This is a genomic window from Actinomadura harenae (assembly GCF_003696215.1).
In the GTDB taxonomy this organism is placed as follows: Bacteria; Actinomycetota; Actinomycetes; order Streptosporangiales; family Streptosporangiaceae; genus Spirillospora; species Spirillospora harenae.
In genome coordinates, this window is sequence record NZ_RFFG01000105.1 from 1 (window position 1) to 15,465 (window position 15,465).

Below are 15,465 nucleotides of genomic sequence, written 5' to 3' on the forward strand. Positions count from 1 at the left end.
TATTGTGGGAACGTTCCTCCGGCCGAGTACGAGGAGACGTTCCACCGATCAGCCGCCGGCACCGGCCTGGCGATCGAGAACCAAGCGATCTAGCCTCCAACTTCGCCGGGGCGGCCCACGACGACTGGCTGGTCCACGACACGGCTCGTGAGGCCCGTGCTGAGCTTCAGGCGTGGCTGGACCAGACCTACACCCAGTTCTCCAGCCCGCTTGCCGCGCTGTTGCGGTCCAAGGGGCGGGACGGGGAGTTGGTGATGTCGTGGACAGGCGGGCCGGTCCCCCAGATCGGAGCACCTCCCTACCATGTCGCCAAGGTGTGCTGCCTCTACGAGGTCCGGCCCGGCGAGGAGGCGAACCATGCCGGGATGCGGTTCTTCACTCTGTGGAAGGGAAAGACCCGCGGGCTTCCTCCTGGCGAAGGAATCAAGATGTGGTGAAGGACCACGCCAGCGGTGACCGAGAACCAGCACTCCCCGCTCATGTCTTGTAGGACTTGCCCCATGACCAGCGGGCGGGCAGGGCTGGACAGGTGCGCGCTGGCACTGAGGGACCGGCTTCGCTGCCGCCTTCGGCCCCGCCGTCCAATCGCTCTGTCTGTAGGAGTCCACTGGCCGGCCGGCCCGATGGCATGGCCGTGGGCGTTTCACCGGCACGTGCGGCACCGGATCAACTGACCGGTCCGGATGCGGCACGCTGCCTCGCTCGGGTAGGCCGCCACATCGCGCCGTCGACACGCCCCGTCCGGGCCCGGGTAGCGCCGCGATAGACACCGCCGTCACGCGGTCGCTGCGCACGCGATCCCATGGCAGGCGATGGTCGCAGCCGAGGTGTTGTTCAGGCATGGTGTCGTCCGCGCCAGAGGGTGTACAACGCGAGGCCGAGTCCGGTGACCGCGATTCCGGCGCCGACCCGCAGCCACAACGCCGGGAAGAACGACACCGGCACTGAAGCGCTCCGGGATAGGTGGAGGCTCTATCGGATCTCCGTGAAGGACTGCTGACACGGAGATTTCCCGAGCCGGGGCGACCACGAAACCTCCTGGCCATCGCCACCACGTCTCCGGTCTTCTCGGACCGTCCGCCGCAGGCCTCCGCGCAGCTCGCGATCTTCGCCGCCGCGCTCGAGCTCAGATACCGGGTGAGGCCTTGAACGGCGCAAGGTGTGGAGGCGCCTTGGAGAGCCGAAGGGAACATGCGGCCGCCGGGCACAATGGGCACGGGCAGCACCCGTTCCGACCGCGTCTTCTGAACAGGAGGGCACCGCCATGCCAGAGAGCACGTCCCCCCACGGGTACACGCCTGCTCTGGTCGACTTTCGCGCGTGGGTCGGCCGCGCCGACTGGGCATCCGGTGACTTCCGCGGCGCGCGCGTCGTGGACGGCGCCCGGCCCGGCGTGATCATCGGTGCCCCGGCCGGGATTGTCGACTACCACAACCCGTACACCGGCAAAACCACAAGCTGGGAGTACGCCACCTGGACCTCGCCCGTACGCGAGTCGACCGTGCCGTCCACGGAGGCGGTCGCCTCCTGGAACGCGCACACGCCTACCGGAACGTGGATCACCGTGGAACTGCGTGGCACCTACAACGACGGCGGTGTCACGCCCTTCTACGTCATGGGGCGCTGGGCCGCGGGCGACCAGGACATCAAGCGGGCGTCGGTGGGCGGCCAGACCGACGGCCGCAGCTCCATCTCGACCGACACTCTCGCCATCGACGAACCGGCCGGCGGCCTTCGGCTCGTCGCCTACCAGCTCAGGCTGACCCTCTACCGCAAACCGGGCGAGGACGTCACGCCGACGGTGTGGCGGTTGGGCGTCATGGGATCGGACGTCCCGGACCGGTTCGAGGTCCCCGCCTCACCCCCTGGCCCCGCCCGGAACCGCGAGCTCGGTGTGCCGCGTTACTCCCAGGAGATCCACAAAGGCCAGTACCCCGAGTACGACAACGGCGGAGAGGCATGGTGCAGTCCCACCTCCTCCGAGATGGTCATCGAGTACTGGGGGCACAGACCACCCCCTGCCGACCTCGCGCGGGTCGACCCGTCCTACAGCGATCCGCAGATCTGCCAAGCGGCACGCTCCACCTACGACCACCAGTACAAGGGCTGTGGCAACTGGCCCTTCAACGCCGCCTACGCGGCCACCTACCGTGACCTGCAGAGCGTGGTCACCCGCCTGGGCTCGCTGACCGACGCCGAACGCCTGATCCGCGCGGGCATCCCGATCATCACCTCACAGTCCTTCCTCAAGACCGAGCTGGATGGCGCCGGGTACGGAACGGCGGGCCATCTGATGACCGTCATCGGGTTCACCGCCGACGGCGACGTGATCGCCAACGACCCCGCCTCACGATCGGACGCGGCCGTCCGGCGGATCTACAAGCGGCGCCAGTTCGAGAACATCTGGCTGCGAACCAAACGCAGGAACGCCGAAGGCAAGGTCGTCAACGGCAGCGGCGGCATCTGCTACGTCTACTTTCCGACGCGCCTCAACGCCGCCCAGCGCCACGCACTCGCCACCACCGGCATCATCTGAGTCAACGCCGCCTGCGGATGCCGCTCAGCCAGAGCGCCCCTCAAGGCCACCCGCGACGCCCGGGATCTCTGCACATGCGTCCCGGATGCCCTCCAACACTCCGAGACCGCCGCCTTCGGCGGACAGGACGTCAACCACCGACGTGGTCCTGGGCACATTCGACGGCCTCACTTCCTGTGCAATCCCGCCGAGCAGATGACCACCCTGCCCGGCAGCATGCCGCCGGGGCCGTCCCGGCCGGTCACGGTCTCCCCTCCCCCAGGACACCCGCCCACACGCCGACACCCCGATCGGCCGGCAGGCCTCCTGACCGACGGACGGTCACCGCCGCCCTGCTCTCCAGCGCCGCTGTCCTGACCGGGTCGGGCACCGCACTGGCCGCGCTGCCCAGGTCCCTTTCTGTGGGCGGCGTTCCGGCAGGCATGATGACCGCCGCAATCACTTCACCTTGCTCTTGATCTCCGGCTCATCGAATTCACTTCCCTCGAAAGAGATTCCATACCAAACTCCACCCGCGTCGCTAGCCTATATATGAATAGTCGAAACACTTCGAGCGGTAGGACATTTTCCCCGCGTCATCACGAATTCAATATTTCCGACACTCACACCGAACGCGATACCGGAAGGGGAACTCCATGACGGAGACCAAGGGCATACCGCCGCCGGCCTATGTACTGGCGGACGAATCAGGATCGAATGGCCCATGCCCGGCAGAAGTTGTCGAACGTCCTGGTGTCGTTGTGCGAGAGCCTGAGGGCCGAGCCGATGGTCGCGGCCAAGCTGCGCCTGGCCGTGCTGGAGTTCTCCGACGATGTGCAGGTGCGTCTGGCGGTCTCCGACATGCACAGGGAGACCAGCCTGCCGCAGCTCACGATCCGGGGCCTGACCGGCTACAGGGCGGTGTTCGACGATCTGCTCGCCCGGATCCCGGCCGGCGTCCGATGGCTGCGCGGCGAGGGGTACAAGGTTCACCGTCCGGTGGTGTTCCTGCACAGCGACGGGCAGCCCACCGACGGCGGGGCCTGGCGCCTGCCCCTTGCCAGGTTGACCAACAGGGCGGTGACGCCGACCGTCCCGAACATCATCGCCTGCGGGACCAGTGATGCCCAGGCTCGCACCATGGTCAAGGTCGCGACGCGTCACGAGTTCACCGTCGTCGCCAAGCCCGGCATCGACATCGGCCGGGCGGGCGCCGAGTGAAGTTCGCGCGCGGCAGCGGCCCCACCCCGGCCTCGTTCGTTACCGGCCCCCGCGAGCCCCCGTCCCCTGGCGGCGGATCGAACTGGACGATCCCGGCCCCGACTTCGAGGCCTGCCCGCCAGGCCAGTACGACTTCGACTTCCCCGACACCGAATGCGACGGCTGGTCGACACCCGCACTGTCAAGCCCGTGCCCACACGCCCGGCCCTCGCCCAAGGGACAGGAGCCACCTGGGCCGCCAATCCTCACGGCCCCACCCGTGCCGATCTGAACACCGCTCAACAGGACGCACGCGCCCAACAGATCGCGGTCGGCCTCCGTGCCCAAGCCCGGGAGAAGGGGCATGACCCGGATCCCATCGAACTGCGCACCATGCTCGAGGTCGCGACCAACCTTCCTGAGGACGCCATCACCAAGGCCGTCCCGCTCCAGCCATCCCGCCGAACCGGCAGCGGCATCGCCACCCCTGAGGGCGAGCTCGCGGACACAGGCTTCCCCTTCACCATCGACGAAGCCCTCGCCGTGTCCACGACCCGACCGACCGAGCATGCCCCGTCCCGCCGAAAGCCGGGCCCGATCCCGGACCGCAACCGCCGACGCAACCTCTGATCAGGACGGAGACCCAACCATGCAGTTCCCCACCGGAAACGCGGGCCTCTCACTCGCCTTCCTCATCATCGTCGGCGTCGTGATGCTCCCGCTCCTCCCCACCTGGATCGCGGTGATCAGAGGCGCCGAAGCGATCTCTTTCGTCCTTCTGATCAACATTTTCTGCTGCGCAACCGTCCTGGGCTGGCCCATCGCCCTGGTCCTCGCCTTCAAAATGCCCCGACGAAGCGAGTTCCAGATGCCGCCTCCCCCGTGATGTCATCCCACGGACGTGATCCCCTGCGTCCGGCACGGAACGTCCCTCCGGTGTTCCAGCCGCGCCTGGAACACCGGAGGGCGCGGAAGGACGTACGAGTGCGTGTCCCTTCGCCCGGCGGAACTCCGAAGTCTTGCTGAGGGCCGCTGGCCTCCAGCCTCGCCTGCCTTCCCTGAGCAAGAGTCAAGTCTGAACAGACAGTCGGAAATGGCGGCGATGGCACCAACAGAGAAACCCCGCCCATTACGCCCGAATCGGCGGAATAGGCGGGGTTGGCCTCCGGCGTTCCTCTACCTTGATCCCGGGGGACCAGCCTGATAACCCCAGGCTGGTCCCTCTCTAGGACGCCAAGGAGATGCCGAGCACTGCGGGGGTCTCCATGGACTGGTGGCGATCGAGGTCGACCCAGACGGTGTGGCCGAGGACGGGACTGCCGTGGATGCCCAGCGCGATCGCGAGCTGCGACACCGCGTACAGGCCGCGCCCACTCTCCAGGTTGTCGTCGGGCTGCTGGACGGTGGGGATGCCCCGGCCCCCGTTGTCGGTGATCCCGACATAGACCGGGTCACCGTAGGCGAGTTCGACGCCGAACCAGCCACCATCGTCGGCCGAGCAGGTGTGCCGCAGAGTGTTGGCGGCCAGCTCCGACACGACGAACTCCACCACGTCCTCGCAGATCTCTCCGGCGAACATCGCACGGGCGAAGTGACGCGCGTCCGAAACCTGCGACGCCTTGCCGGAGAAGGTACGCCGCCACCGCATCTCGCCAGGGCCGTGCAGCCATTCGACTGCGTTGCTGTACCTCCACTTGAGCTTTTCCATGACCTCTTTCCTCCAGTCTTCGCCGTCCGTGGCCGCGGTTGGGCCATCTCGGATGAACTCGCCAGTTCACGGTGCGTCACGGTGCGCACTCCGCAACATCCCGGTGACGTCGCCGATCTGATCGGCTGGAAAATGCAGGCTCGCCCAGGGCGCCATTCCGTCCGGGAGGATCGGCACCGAGGCCATCCACCGCCGGTTCTCCGCCAGTGCCCGGGTAAGGGCGCGCAGCCGGATCATGTCGTTGATCGGCAGCTTCACCCACGCGAGGCCCTCGTAGTAGTCGCCGTACAAGGGCCGGTGCTCCACCGGGGTGTTGGTGCCTCCGGCGCGGACGGCCTGGCCCGCGTCCTGGCAACACATGATCGTGGCGTAGCCCGCAGCCCACAGCGCCTGGACGAGCGGCGCCATCAACTCGTCCACCTCGACCGTCTCGCCGTCTGGGGTGGTCACGGTGCGGGCCGGATGAACCTGGACGGGCTGGGTGGGGTCAGAGTCGGCCATGCCGGGCTCTCCTCATCTGAGTCGGATTGGATTCCTCCGGGCGGGACGTGTCGCGGCAGTCGTCCCGCCCGGAGGCGTATGGCGGGGCATCGGGGCAGGACCTCGCCGCCACGCTGAGTCCTGCTAACCCCTGGCGTGGGCTCCTGCAACCGGGCTCGGTCGGGGGAACCGCCGGGAGGTCACCTGCCGGGGTGCTGCCCGATGCCCCGGTCTTGGGGTTGACGGCCAGGAAGACTGTCGCCGTCTGCGCCGATGGCGTCCGGCATGGACGCGTGGATCGGTCCACACCCACACCAGCGACACAACGAGGCCGATGCATCCCGCGATGGCCGATGCCACCGACGTTGTCACGGCAGATCACGGATCACGATGACCACGTCCTGGGCGACTGGTCCAGGGGTGTCGAGCCGTCGACACGACGGGCATGGCACGGTGCCGTGCCGGGCTCGTCCTCCGAAGGCGTCGCCGCGCCATCACGTCTCGCCGTGGAAGCCACTGGTCGTGGCACCAGCCCCGGCGTGCTTGCCTTTGAGCCACACCAGCACTGACGTGAGGTCATCGGATTCGGCGATCCATTCGCCGCCGTCGCCGTAGAACCAGTCCCGTCCGGCATCGCTGATCCGATGCCCGTGGAAGACGCGGGCAGGAGCGTGCCTTCCCCGGTCGAGTCGGAGGTAGTAGTTCCGGCCGTTGTCCGCGGTCGAGATCTCAACCGGCAGCCGATGAGCCACGGCCGCGCTGTGCAGGACGACCAGGCGCGGATTCGGCGACCCGTGAAGCCCTTCCGCGGAGGTGCCTTGCTTGCGGGGTTCTGTGGGATTGGAACGGAACGTCATTCGATCACCTGCATCGGAACAGCTGTCTACGTCGTTTGACACACAGTCTCGGGGGGCGTCGCTACCCTCGAAAGGGAGAGCAACTTTTCCAACTTGAAGGCTTCGGGGCTCAACTTGGTGAACAGGAAGAAGCTCGATCCGGACAAGAACATCCGCTCCCTTTTGGGCGCAAAGCTCCGAAAGTACCGCGATGCGGAGGGCTTGACCCAAGCGCAGCTCGCTGCGGTGCTGGGATACGTCCCGGAGCTGATCAGCAAGATCGAGACCGGCGAGTTGGCCCCCGTCATGAAGTTGGCGGAGGCACTGAACCATCGGTACGGAACCGAGGCGTTCACAGAGCTCCAGCCCCACGCCGGCCGCGAACAGGCACAGGCGGCCGTCCCGGAGTTCTTTCGGAGCTACATCAGCCGCGAAGCCGACGCCTCGGCGTTGCGGATCTACGAGCAGCGACACATTCCGGGGCTCTTGCAGACTCCGGAGTACGCCACCGAGGTTCTGCGCGCTGGGCAGCGCAAGTCTGACCTTGAGCGCAAGGTCGACGGGCGGCTCGACCGCCAGGCCGTCATCTCAGGAGAGGATCCCGCCTGGCTGGTCGTCCTTTTGGACGAAGACGCAGTGCGACGCGTCGTGGGAAGCCCTGAGATCACTCGGGCACAGTTGTTGAAGTTGTTGGACTGGGCAGCGGAGCCTCACATCAGTGTTCTTGTGGTGCCTGCTGGAGCGCCTGTGTACCCTGCGAGCGGCTTTACCCTGATCTCATCCGAAGGGGCTCAGGACGTTGCCTACACCGAGGGCGCGGGAGGCGGCGGCGAAGTCATCGAACTAAGCTCACGTGTGGCCGAGATCAGGCGGCTGTGGGACATGCTCAGCCAGGTGACGCTCTCCCCGGCAGCGTCGGAGAAGCTGATCCGAGATGTTGCGGAGGGGTTTGAGGCATCGTGAACGAACCGAAGTGGCGCACCAGCAGCTACAGCGCCCAGGAGGGCGGCCAGTGTGTGGAGCTGGCCGCCTTGAACACCGTCGTCGGCGTACGAGACAGCAAGAACCTGGCTCAGGGCCACCTTGAGGTGTCGCGAGCCGAACTCGGGAAACTCGTCAGCCGCATTAAGCGAGACTAGGAACCCCTACAGGCGAGGCCCCCGCTGCTTTTGTGCGGGGGCCTCATCAGGTCACGACCTGCACCATCGATCTCCCCGCCCTCGGCCGGCCGCCAAATGGGGGTCGGGTGCAGCTCGCCCTCAGTGAGCAGGAGATCGAGTCATGAGCGCGTACTCGTCGCCGGGCCGGAGTTGGCCTCTCGGGTCGCAGCCTGTTCACGAAAGCGAACCCCGCCCGGTGGTCACCCCTCGAGGGCCGCTGGAGCCACACCACCGGAGGCCCTGGGCGCAGGTCGGCATGTCGGTCGGAGTCGGTACGGTGCGCCAATGGAGGTCACCGAGTTCGATCTGAAGGTGGACGGCGATCACACCCTCCACGTCTATGACACCGGGACGGTCGCTGACGCCGGTCACCTGACGGTCTTCTGGCACCACGGCACGCCGAACATCGGAACTCCTCCCCGGCCCCTGTTCCCTGTTGGAGCCAAGCGGGCCATCCGCTGGGTGTCCCACGACCGGCCCGGCTACGGCAGCTCCAGCCCAACCCCGGGCCGGGACGTGGGATCAGCAGCCACCCATGTCTCGGCCATCGCCGACTCACTGGGCATCGACCGGTTCGCGGTCGTGGGGCACTCCGGCGGCGGCTGCCACGCCCTGGCCTGCGGTGCGCTGCTGGGCGACCGCGTCCTCGGCATGATCAGCATCGCCGCGCTCGCCCCACGCGACGCCGAGCGGCTGGACTGGTTCACCGGCATGACGGCTGGCGGTGCGGAGTCCCTGCATGCCGCCGCCGCAGGTCGCGCGGCGAAGGAGAGCCACGAGGCAAGCGCCCGGTTCGTCCCGGACATGTTCACTCAGGCCGATCACGCCGCGCTCGCGGGTGAATGGTCGTGGTTCGACGACGTCGTCGGCCCCGCAGTCGAAAACGGTCTCGACGGGCTCATCGACGATGAGCTCGCCTATGTCGCCCCATGGGGATGCGACCCCGCCGACATCACCGCACCTCTACTCGTCCTGCACGGCGGACAGGACAGGATCGTCCCCAGCTCCCACGGGCAGTGGCTCGCACGCCACTGCCGCACAGCACGACTGTGGCTGTCTGCGGGCGACGGACACATCTCCGTCCTCAATTCCGCGCCAGCGGCCCTCGGCTGGCTCCGCCAGTGATCACACCAGCGATCAGACTGGCGTCCCAGTCCCCGGTCCCCCTGGCCCAAGTACAGGTTCGTGTGCTTGGAGCTACACCCATGCCGGATCCATGACGCGGGCCACCGAGCCGACGGCCTGCGTCCTGCCAACCGCAAACTTCGCATGTCCCGACAGTTAAACCATTTTCAGTCCGCTAATTCCCGTATAGATGGTCAAACTGGCGCAAGCCTCCGAAGGGCGTGCCATGATGTGGGCTGTGACCAGCACGAACGGGACTGTTTCAGTGCGGGGGCCATGGGATCCGCTCTCGCCGGAAAAGGCAGCCGCTCTACTCGCTGAGGCAGAGTTCCCTTGGTGGATCGCTGGCGGTTATGCCATCGAGTTGGCTGTCGATGTGCCATATCGCGAACACAGCGATCTCGATGTGCTTGTCCTTCGCCGTGACCAGGCCCTGGTCCGTCGCCACTTCGAAGCCTGGGATCTCTTCAGCGCCGATCCACCCGGTGCGGGGAGCCTTCGTGTGTGGCCTGTGGGCGAGGATCTCCCCAATCGTGTGCACGACGTTTGGTGCCGCCCGTCACCGGACCAGCCGTGGTCGGTCCAGCTCATGTTCGACGAAGCCGACGGCGGCGAGTGGGTCTCACGCCGGGACGCTCGTGTGCGGCGTCCCCTTGCGCAACTCGGCCGAGCGACTTCGACGGGCATCCCCTACCTGAGCCCCGAGGTGCAGCTCTTCTACAAGGCGAAGGATGTGCGCGCGAAGGATGAGCTCGACTTCGAGCGGACACTACTTCTACTCGATGCCGACCAGCGAGGCTGGCTCGTCGATGCTCTGGAGATGACGATGCCTGGCCACGCCTGGTTGACGAGGCTCAGCACGTTGGGCCGAAGGTGAGGAGCGGCACGTCGTAGAGCTCGGGGTTGGGAGGCCGGGTCATGGTGGGCCCGGTGACCTCCACGATCAGCAGTTCGCTGAGGAACTGTACACGGGCGCCGAGTAGGTGGCTGGTGCGTCCTTCGGCGTTGTCACCCTTGAGGCCGGCGGCGAGGTGGATGTGCGGGAGGACCTGGCCGGTGGTCGGGTTGTGAGCGAGTGTCCCTCCGCCGAGGGCTTCGACGAACTCAACGCGGGTGCGGTCCCAGAGCGGCTGTTCGGGATGCTTCAAGCCGTTGCAGGTGCCGACGACTTCGGCTTCGGAGAACGCGCCGATGAACATGGGGATATAGCCCTGGCTGACGTTGTTCTCCTGACAGAACGTGGCAAGGGCATCGAAAAAATCCTCGCCATGCTCGAATGTAACGCCGAAGGTGCGGCCGAGGTTCAGTTCGCTGGCGCGCATGAGTGGTCCTCACTGGGCTGATGGGGTCGGGTTCACTGGCCCGCGGCTAGGAAGATGTCGGCGATCTCGGCGGTCTTGCGTCCTTGGGCAAGCAGGACGTACAGCAGAAGGCGGGATTTGTAGGCGTCGAGGTGGCCGCCTCGGATCAGCCCACGGCCGAGTAGGTCCTTCTCGGAGCCGGGGAAGCTGTAGGTCGCCTGCAACACGGGGCCGTTGCCAATGCGGCTGGCGAGCACGACTGGGATGCGGGACGCGGTCCTCTCGAGAATCTCCACGAAGCTCTGCGGTACGTGGCCCACTCCAAACGCGGCCATGACGATCCCGTCGCATTCCTCGGCCATCCTGGCGAGCAGGGTGCCGTCGTCGCCGAGCGTTCCGGTGTACAGGCCGACGCGGGGTATCGGCTGGGTGAGCTGCCGGGAGACAACAACGCGTGCAGCGAGTGGGCCGTGGAGGTGGACCCGTCCCTCGTAGACGAGTCCGAGGGGACCGGAGGTCGGTGAGGTGAACGCTGCCGGGCTGGTGGTGTGGGACTTGCGGACGGCTCGGGCGGCGTGGATCTCGTCTCCGAGGACGACCACGGCACCGGCACCGTTCAGCTCTGGAGCGGCGGCGGTGATGACAGCGGCGTGGATGTTCGCCGGGCCGTCCGCGCCGGGCTGCGTGGGGTTGCGCATGGCCCCGGTGACGACGATCGGCTGATCACCCGCATGGAGAAGGTCGAGGAGGTAGGCGGACTCCTCGATGGTGTCGGTGCCCTGGGTGACCACGGCTCCGTCGCAGCCCTCTCGGAAGGCATCGGCGATGGCGGCGGCGAGTGCTCTGAGGTCGTCGAAGCCGAGCGAGGCGCCGGGAAGGCGCCTGAAGTCATGGACCTTAAGGTTCACGTTCAGTTCCCGCAGAGCGGGGACGGCGTCGAGGAGCTCCTGGGCCGACAGAGCAGGCACCACTCCCCCGGTAGCCGGATCGGTGGTCATCGCGATGGTCCCGCCCAGGGAGAAGATCGCAATCGTCCTTGTCTCCAACCCCGCTCTCCTCTCCGTACTGCCCCTGCACCGCGGCATGCGGACGGAACTCCGGGCAAGCTATCGGTTCAGGGGATGCTGGGAGGCGACGAATCGGCATGCCGTGTCCAGACCTTCCAGACCCATCAGGTGGCTACGAGGACGGGCCAGGGCAGCCGTTCCCACCGAGGCGAGCTGACGACAACGCCGGGTGGCCCAGCCCCAGTCCAGCTGAAGGTAGTCAGCGGTGGCGATGAGGCGGTCGCGAGCGAGATCTGCTGCCGTGACCGAATGCGCCGCAGTGTGTCCGATGGCGTCGGCGAAGGCATGCAGTTCGGCCGGTCGCATGGTGCGCCCGAGTTTCGACACCCCTTCGGCCCGTACCCAGCTGGCGATGATGGCGCCCCGCCGAGGTATCAGAACGAAGCCGTCGGTATCCGCGAGGTCGGGGATCTCGGTGATCCAGGTGGTGATCCCCAGGGACTCCATCAGGGCGATCGCCAGGAAGAGGAGGACGCGCTCGTAGCCGGGGGATCGGGCGACCACCTCCGCTGGAATGCAGAAGGCCCGGCCGATCGTGGCCTTCGGCTCGGGGACCGGCGGGGCCGTTCGCCGAAGGTAATCAAGTTTGTGAGTGAACAGGAGCCAGGTGGCCGCTTCCTCACCGGTCTGCTCTCGGGTCCAGAAGACGGGCGCGTCCCCAAGCGGGCCGTATTGGTCGAGGATGTAGCGGGCGCTGGTCTGCGAGCCGACGAACATCAGGGACCCTGGTGTCAGGTCTTCGTCCCGGACGGCGCTGAACAGCGGGTCGAGATCGACGCCGCCGGTGAGCGGCAGGACGGCATGGAGACCGGCATCATCGCCGAGCAGGGCGGCGTCGAATCCGGCAACCGCCCACACGATTCCGAAGGTGAGGTCGTCGAGCTCGTACGCGGCGGGAACGCGGAGTACGTGGTCACGGTCACCCGGCGCTGCGTTCGCCCGAGTCACGTATCGGGTGTCGGCAGCGAACTGCCGGCTCGCCCCGTCGATCGTTCGGGTGACGACGAGCAGCGCGCGCGACGGTGTCCTCATCCAGCCGTCCAGCTCGGCGCCGCGCCTGATGTGGAGCTCATTGCCGTGGAAGGAGTCGGCGCTGAGAGTGAGCGTCGGCAAGGCCCCGCCTGTGAGGCTCTTGCCGGCGGGGAGATGCAGTTGCCGCGGCTCGGCATCTGCAGCGACGCGCGGCGCCGAGAACGTCGGCTCGATGCCCGACGGGGTCCTCTCGGGGCGGCTGGGAAGCTGACCGGCCAGGTGCTCGGGGAAGTTGAGCACCTGGGCCCACTGAAGCACCCTGCGACGGTCCTTGATGATCCTTTGTCCGCGTTCCAGACGGCTGATCTCGGACTGGTCGCTACTGACGATGCGGGCGAAGGCCGCCTGTGAGAGCCCGGTGTGGCTTCGGATGAGGCGGCAGAGGGCTCCGAGATCCCATGCGGCCACTGCCTGCTGGACCGGAGCTTCATCCCAGAACTCAGGAGCGATGTGTAGTCCGCGCTGGCAGGGCCCACATCTGGTACCAGCGCTGTAGCGGCTCAGCGTGCTGCCGCAGGACGTGCACCGCCGCTGTTGGCTGCTGTCCACACGGACATCGTTCCCAGCGGAGTTCTGTCAGGTCGACGAATTGCGGGACTCGCATAAACGCCCATCGGCGCGACCGGCGCTCTTGGTGACCATGAGAGGAGAAGGCACACCAGCCGGACGGCGGCGAACCTCGTCAGTGCGGCCACGCGGCAGGAGGGATCTACCGGGGATGAGAGCAACAGACTCGGACGGGGATCGTGCGGCTCCGTCGATGAGATCAGCCTGGCAGCTCCTTGCGGACGGGCTGCTGATCCAGCGGCTTCACCTGCACCTGGAGGAGTGGCATGGGGTCGTCCGAGAGGTGGAAGAGCTGCCGGACATCGGCGGCGTCTCGGTGGCGGGACTTGCCCGGCCGCCCGCTGTCCTCCCCTCCCCCGAAGCACGGGCCCTGCTGGAGAGAGCCGGCCTCACGTTCTGGTGGTCGCTCCCGCAGCAACACGGCGTGGACGGCGACACGAGTGCCACCTGTCTCGCGCGGGCGGTCGCGCAGGTTCGGATGCGGCTGATCCCCGACGGCACGGCGGCACCGTGGGCTGAAGCGGCGGTCGTGGCGGTAGAGGCGAGCGCGTGGTGGGTGGGGTTCTTCGCCCTCATCAGGCACCGCGGCGTGCGGCCGCTGACCTTGGAGCCGAATCCCTATCCGATCCAGGCCCCGGTCCTGGAAGGCGCGGTCAGGGCCGTGTCTTACGGCCTGGCCACCCGACTGCTGGCCGCCGCTCTGCAAGCACGGGACGACGAGCCGGCCCGGCACTCCTACTGCGAGGCCATCACGGCGTCCCTCGAGGTGGAAAGAGGGATCCCCGCCCTGCTGAGTGATCTGGACGAGCTGCGCCTGGTGGACCTGGTGACCACGGCCGCCGTGTGGCGCGGCCAGTTCACCAAGTACGCGGGCGGCACCGGGGCAGGGCAGGTCGAGTGATGATGAATCGTCACCCCTTCATCGCCATCGAAGGCCTGGACGGCACCGGGAAGACCACCCTTCGCAAGGGGCTGTTCCGGTTGTGGCAGGGACTGTTCGACGTCGCCCCGCTGTGTCTGCTGACCACGAACTTCCTGTCGGCCGAACACGCCGGGCAGATCGTCGAGGGGAAGTATCAGCCGTCTGCGGACAACCGCGCCGCATATCTGTCGGCCATCATCGCGGACAAGAACGAGACGTTGCAGCGACTGGTCCGTCCGCAGCGCCGTGCGCGGCCGGTCATCGCAGACCGGTGGCTGTTGAGCGATCTCGCGTTCTTCGCTGTCAAGCACGACGCTCGCCCCCAGGACGTTTACGGGACCTTGGCGGAGGGGCTGGTGGATGGCCCGGACGCCACCCTGCTTTTGGAGCTCTCTCCCAACGACTCCATGCGTAGGGCCAGGAGCCGTACCGGGGACGCCGTTCGGGAGGGCTGGGATGTTCACGATGTGCAGTCCGGGATCCGCGACGCGCACGCGGAGGTCATCAGCTCCTCGGGATCGTTCCCCCTGCTCGGAACTGTGGTGCGCCTGGATGCCACCGGCACCCCGGCGGAGGTTCTCCACTCCGCCTGGACATCGCTTGAAGGGCTCGGGCTGATCCCTGGTTCATCCGCCGATCTCGAAGGGGAAAGCTGATGTCGGCACCCCGCGCAGTGGTTCGACTTCGCGAGTCACTTGCCTCAACAGCGTCGGCACAGCCGCTGCTCGCGGCTGGCGCTGTCAACGCCATGGCAGCCCGTCTGGCGGTGGAGGAGGGATTCGACGCGCTCTGGGTGAGTGGCCTCGAGGTGTCCGCCTCTCTCGGTCTCCCCGACGCCAACGTGCTCGGCGTTCGTGACCTGGCCGATGTGGTCACCGCACTCGGGCGAGTGACCGGGCACCCGGTGATCGTGGACGTCGACAACGGTGGAGGAACCGTGGAAGGCGTCGCCCGGATCGCCGCCGACCTGTTCCGGGCCGGAGCAGCAGCCATCTGCCTGGAGGACAGCGCCTACCCGAAGTGCAACAGCTTCGCCGAGCACTCCTCTCAGGGGCTGGCCGCCGAAGAACTCGTCGTGCGGCAGATTCGACGTGTCCGCCAGATCGTCGGGGGCGGCCTGGTCGTCGTCTCCCGAACCGAAGCCCTGATCGCCGGCGCGAGCCTGAAATCGGCTGTCGAGCGATCGGCGCGCTTTGTTGAGGCAGGGGCGGAAGCCGTCCTGATCCACTCCAAGGACCAGACGGGCCGCCAGCCGTTGGAGGTGGCAGCCCAGTGGAGGCATGCGATCCCGCTGGTCACCGTTCCCACCGCCTTCCCTCAGCTCACCGCAACAGAGTTGGGCGAAGCCGGATATCGGCTGTGCATCTATGCCAATCAGTTCAGCCGGGCCGCCCTGGCCGGCATGCGCGCCGCAGCTCGCCAGTTCACCCGCGAAGGCACGTTCCGTCCCAGCGCCGAGGCGCCACTCGCGGCAGTCGGTGATCTGCTGCGGATCGGCGAGCCGGGCGCGCTGTCCTGTATCTGACCCACGCCCATCTGACCCACGTCCGAA

At 67.2% G+C, this 15,465-nt stretch carries 18 protein-coding genes; 12 read left to right on the top strand and 6 right to left on the bottom strand.

The features are described 5' to 3' along the window. From EBO15_RS46470 to EBO15_RS35600, 5 genes are all read left to right on the top strand, one after another. Positions 1-437, top strand: a 437-nt coding sequence (locus tag EBO15_RS46470) for a hypothetical protein (RefSeq protein WP_233616659.1), incomplete at its 5' end; no start/stop codon positions are given. Positions 438-1,264: 827 nt separating this feature from the next. Next, positions 1,265-2,536 (top strand): peptidase C39 family protein, encoded by a 1,272-nt coding sequence (locus tag EBO15_RS35585; protein ID WP_122198872.1) that lies wholly within the window; start codon positions 1,265-1,267, stop codon positions 2,534-2,536. 696 nt (positions 2,537-3,232) lie between these two features. Continuing rightward, positions 3,233-3,736, top strand: a complete 504-nt coding sequence (locus EBO15_RS35590; RefSeq protein ID WP_199745002.1) for a vWA domain-containing protein — start codon at positions 3,233-3,235, stop codon at positions 3,734-3,736. A 153-nt stretch (positions 3,737-3,889) separates the two neighbouring features. After that, on the top strand, positions 3,890-4,345 hold the full coding sequence (locus EBO15_RS43870; RefSeq protein WP_147481806.1) for a hypothetical protein: 456 nt from the start codon (positions 3,890-3,892) through the stop codon (positions 4,343-4,345). Positions 4,346-4,364: 19 nt separating this feature from the next. Next, positions 4,365-4,601 (top strand): hypothetical protein, encoded by a 237-nt coding sequence (locus tag EBO15_RS35600; protein WP_122198874.1) that lies wholly within the window; start codon positions 4,365-4,367, stop codon positions 4,599-4,601. Between the two features lie 339 nt (positions 4,602-4,940). Here the strand turns inward: EBO15_RS35600 and EBO15_RS35605 are convergent, their stop codons facing one another. The 3 genes from EBO15_RS35605 to EBO15_RS35615 all read right to left on the bottom strand — a co-directional run bounded on the left by EBO15_RS35605 (position 4,941) and on the right by EBO15_RS35615 (position 6,760). Continuing rightward, positions 4,941-5,423: an ATP-binding protein gene (locus EBO15_RS35605; RefSeq protein ID WP_122198875.1), complete on the bottom strand. Its 483-nt coding sequence runs from the start codon at positions 5,421-5,423 to the stop codon at positions 4,941-4,943. 66 nt (positions 5,424-5,489) lie between these two features. Beyond that, entirely contained in the window at positions 5,490-5,924 is a 435-nt protein-coding gene (locus EBO15_RS35610) for a hypothetical protein (RefSeq protein WP_122198876.1), read from the bottom strand. Between the two features lie 473 nt (positions 5,925-6,397). After that, positions 6,398-6,760 (bottom strand): hypothetical protein, encoded by a 363-nt coding sequence (locus EBO15_RS35615; protein WP_122198877.1) that lies wholly within the window; start codon positions 6,758-6,760, stop codon positions 6,398-6,400. Between the two features lie 93 nt (positions 6,761-6,853). Between EBO15_RS35615 and EBO15_RS35620 the strand changes: the two genes are divergently transcribed. The 4 genes from EBO15_RS35620 (at position 6,854) to EBO15_RS35635 (ending at position 9,901) form a co-directional block, all read left to right on the top strand. Next, complete coding sequence (locus EBO15_RS35620) at positions 6,854-7,702, top strand: helix-turn-helix domain-containing protein (protein ID WP_122198878.1); 849 nt, start codon at positions 6,854-6,856, stop codon at positions 7,700-7,702. After that, the gene (locus EBO15_RS35625; RefSeq protein ID WP_325051967.1) at positions 7,699-7,878 is read left to right on the top strand and encodes a DUF397 domain-containing protein; all 180 of its coding nucleotides are present in this window, start codon (positions 7,699-7,701) and stop codon (positions 7,876-7,878) included. Before EBO15_RS35620 ends, EBO15_RS35625 begins: the two co-directional genes overlap by 4 nt. A gap of 306 nt (positions 7,879-8,184) precedes the next feature. After that, positions 8,185-9,024 carry an alpha/beta fold hydrolase gene (locus EBO15_RS35630; protein WP_122198880.1) on the top strand — a complete coding sequence of 280 codons (840 nt, stop codon included), beginning with the start codon at positions 8,185-8,187 and terminating at the stop codon, positions 9,022-9,024. Positions 9,025-9,262: 238 nt separating this feature from the next. Beyond that, entirely contained in the window at positions 9,263-9,901 is a 639-nt protein-coding gene (locus EBO15_RS35635; RefSeq protein WP_233616660.1) for a nucleotidyltransferase domain-containing protein, read from the top strand. Here the strand turns inward: EBO15_RS35635 and EBO15_RS35640 are convergent. The 3 genes from EBO15_RS35640 to EBO15_RS35650 are packed head-to-tail and all read right to left on the bottom strand — an operon-like array spanning position 9,879 to position 12,973. After that, complete coding sequence (locus EBO15_RS35640; RefSeq protein WP_122198881.1) at positions 9,879-10,346, bottom strand: PPC domain-containing DNA-binding protein; 468 nt, start codon at positions 10,344-10,346, stop codon at positions 9,879-9,881. The genes EBO15_RS35635 and EBO15_RS35640 overlap by 23 nt on opposite strands. Positions 10,347-10,378: 32 nt before the next feature. Then, positions 10,379-11,410, bottom strand: coding sequence for an asparaginase (locus EBO15_RS35645; protein WP_122198882.1), 1,032 nt, complete (start codon positions 11,408-11,410; stop codon positions 10,379-10,381). Between the two features lie 21 nt (positions 11,411-11,431). Further along, a complete protein-coding gene (locus EBO15_RS35650; protein ID WP_122198883.1) occupies positions 11,432-12,973 on the bottom strand; it encodes a helix-turn-helix domain-containing protein in 1,542 nt (513 codons plus the stop codon). Between the two features lie 211 nt (positions 12,974-13,184). On the opposite strand from EBO15_RS35650, the gene EBO15_RS35655 reads away from it, so the two are divergent. The 3 genes from EBO15_RS35655 to EBO15_RS35665 are packed head-to-tail and all read left to right on the top strand — an operon-like array spanning position 13,185 to position 15,438. Then, positions 13,185-13,892, top strand: a complete 708-nt coding sequence (locus EBO15_RS35655) for a hypothetical protein (RefSeq protein WP_122198884.1) — start codon at positions 13,185-13,187, stop codon at positions 13,890-13,892. Continuing rightward, positions 13,892-14,569, top strand: coding sequence for a nucleoside/nucleotide kinase family protein (locus EBO15_RS35660; RefSeq protein WP_199745003.1), 678 nt, complete (start codon positions 13,892-13,894; stop codon positions 14,567-14,569). The genes EBO15_RS35655 and EBO15_RS35660 overlap by 1 nt, the downstream gene beginning before the upstream one ends. Continuing rightward, a complete protein-coding gene (locus EBO15_RS35665; RefSeq protein ID WP_122198885.1) occupies positions 14,569-15,438 on the top strand; it encodes an isocitrate lyase/phosphoenolpyruvate mutase family protein in 870 nt (289 codons plus the stop codon). Before EBO15_RS35660 ends, EBO15_RS35665 begins: the two co-directional genes overlap by 1 nt. The last annotated feature ends 27 nt before the right edge of the window (positions 15,439-15,465 follow it).

What these genes read in the sequence shown, in the direction of transcription:
- EBO15_RS35585 (WP_122198872.1), top strand. Translation starts at nt 1,265, where the DNA reads ATGCCAGAGAGCACGTCCCCCCACGGGTACACGCCTGCTCTGGTCGAC.
- EBO15_RS35590 (WP_199745002.1), top strand. Translation starts at nt 3,233, where the DNA reads ATGGCCCATGCCCGGCAGAAGTTGTCGAACGTCCTGGTGTCGTTGTGC.
- EBO15_RS43870 (WP_147481806.1), top strand. Translation starts at nt 3,890, where the DNA reads ATGCGACGGCTGGTCGACACCCGCACTGTCAAGCCCGTGCCCACACGC.
- EBO15_RS35600 (WP_122198874.1), top strand. Translation starts at nt 4,365, where the DNA reads ATGCAGTTCCCCACCGGAAACGCGGGCCTCTCACTCGCCTTCCTCATC.
- EBO15_RS35605 (WP_122198875.1), bottom strand. Translation starts at nt 5,423, where the DNA reads ATGGAAAAGCTCAAGTGGAGGTACAGCAACGCAGTCGAATGGCTGCAC.
- EBO15_RS35610 (WP_122198876.1), bottom strand. Translation starts at nt 5,924, where the DNA reads ATGGCCGACTCTGACCCCACCCAGCCCGTCCAGGTTCATCCGGCCCGC.
- EBO15_RS35615 (WP_122198877.1), bottom strand. Translation starts at nt 6,760, where the DNA reads ATGACGTTCCGTTCCAATCCCACAGAACCCCGCAAGCAAGGCACCTCC.
- EBO15_RS35630 (WP_122198880.1), top strand. Translation starts at nt 8,185, where the DNA reads ATGGAGGTCACCGAGTTCGATCTGAAGGTGGACGGCGATCACACCCTC.
- EBO15_RS35640 (WP_122198881.1), bottom strand. Translation starts at nt 10,346, where the DNA reads ATGCGCGCCAGCGAACTGAACCTCGGCCGCACCTTCGGCGTTACATTC.
- EBO15_RS35645 (WP_122198882.1), bottom strand. Translation starts at nt 11,410, where the DNA reads ATGCCGCGGTGCAGGGGCAGTACGGAGAGGAGAGCGGGGTTGGAGACA.
- EBO15_RS35655 (WP_122198884.1), top strand. Translation starts at nt 13,185, where the DNA reads ATGAGATCAGCCTGGCAGCTCCTTGCGGACGGGCTGCTGATCCAGCGG.
- EBO15_RS35660 (WP_199745003.1), top strand. Translation starts at nt 13,892, where the DNA reads ATGATGAATCGTCACCCCTTCATCGCCATCGAAGGCCTGGACGGCACC.
- EBO15_RS35665 (WP_122198885.1), top strand. Translation starts at nt 14,569, where the DNA reads ATGTCGGCACCCCGCGCAGTGGTTCGACTTCGCGAGTCACTTGCCTCA.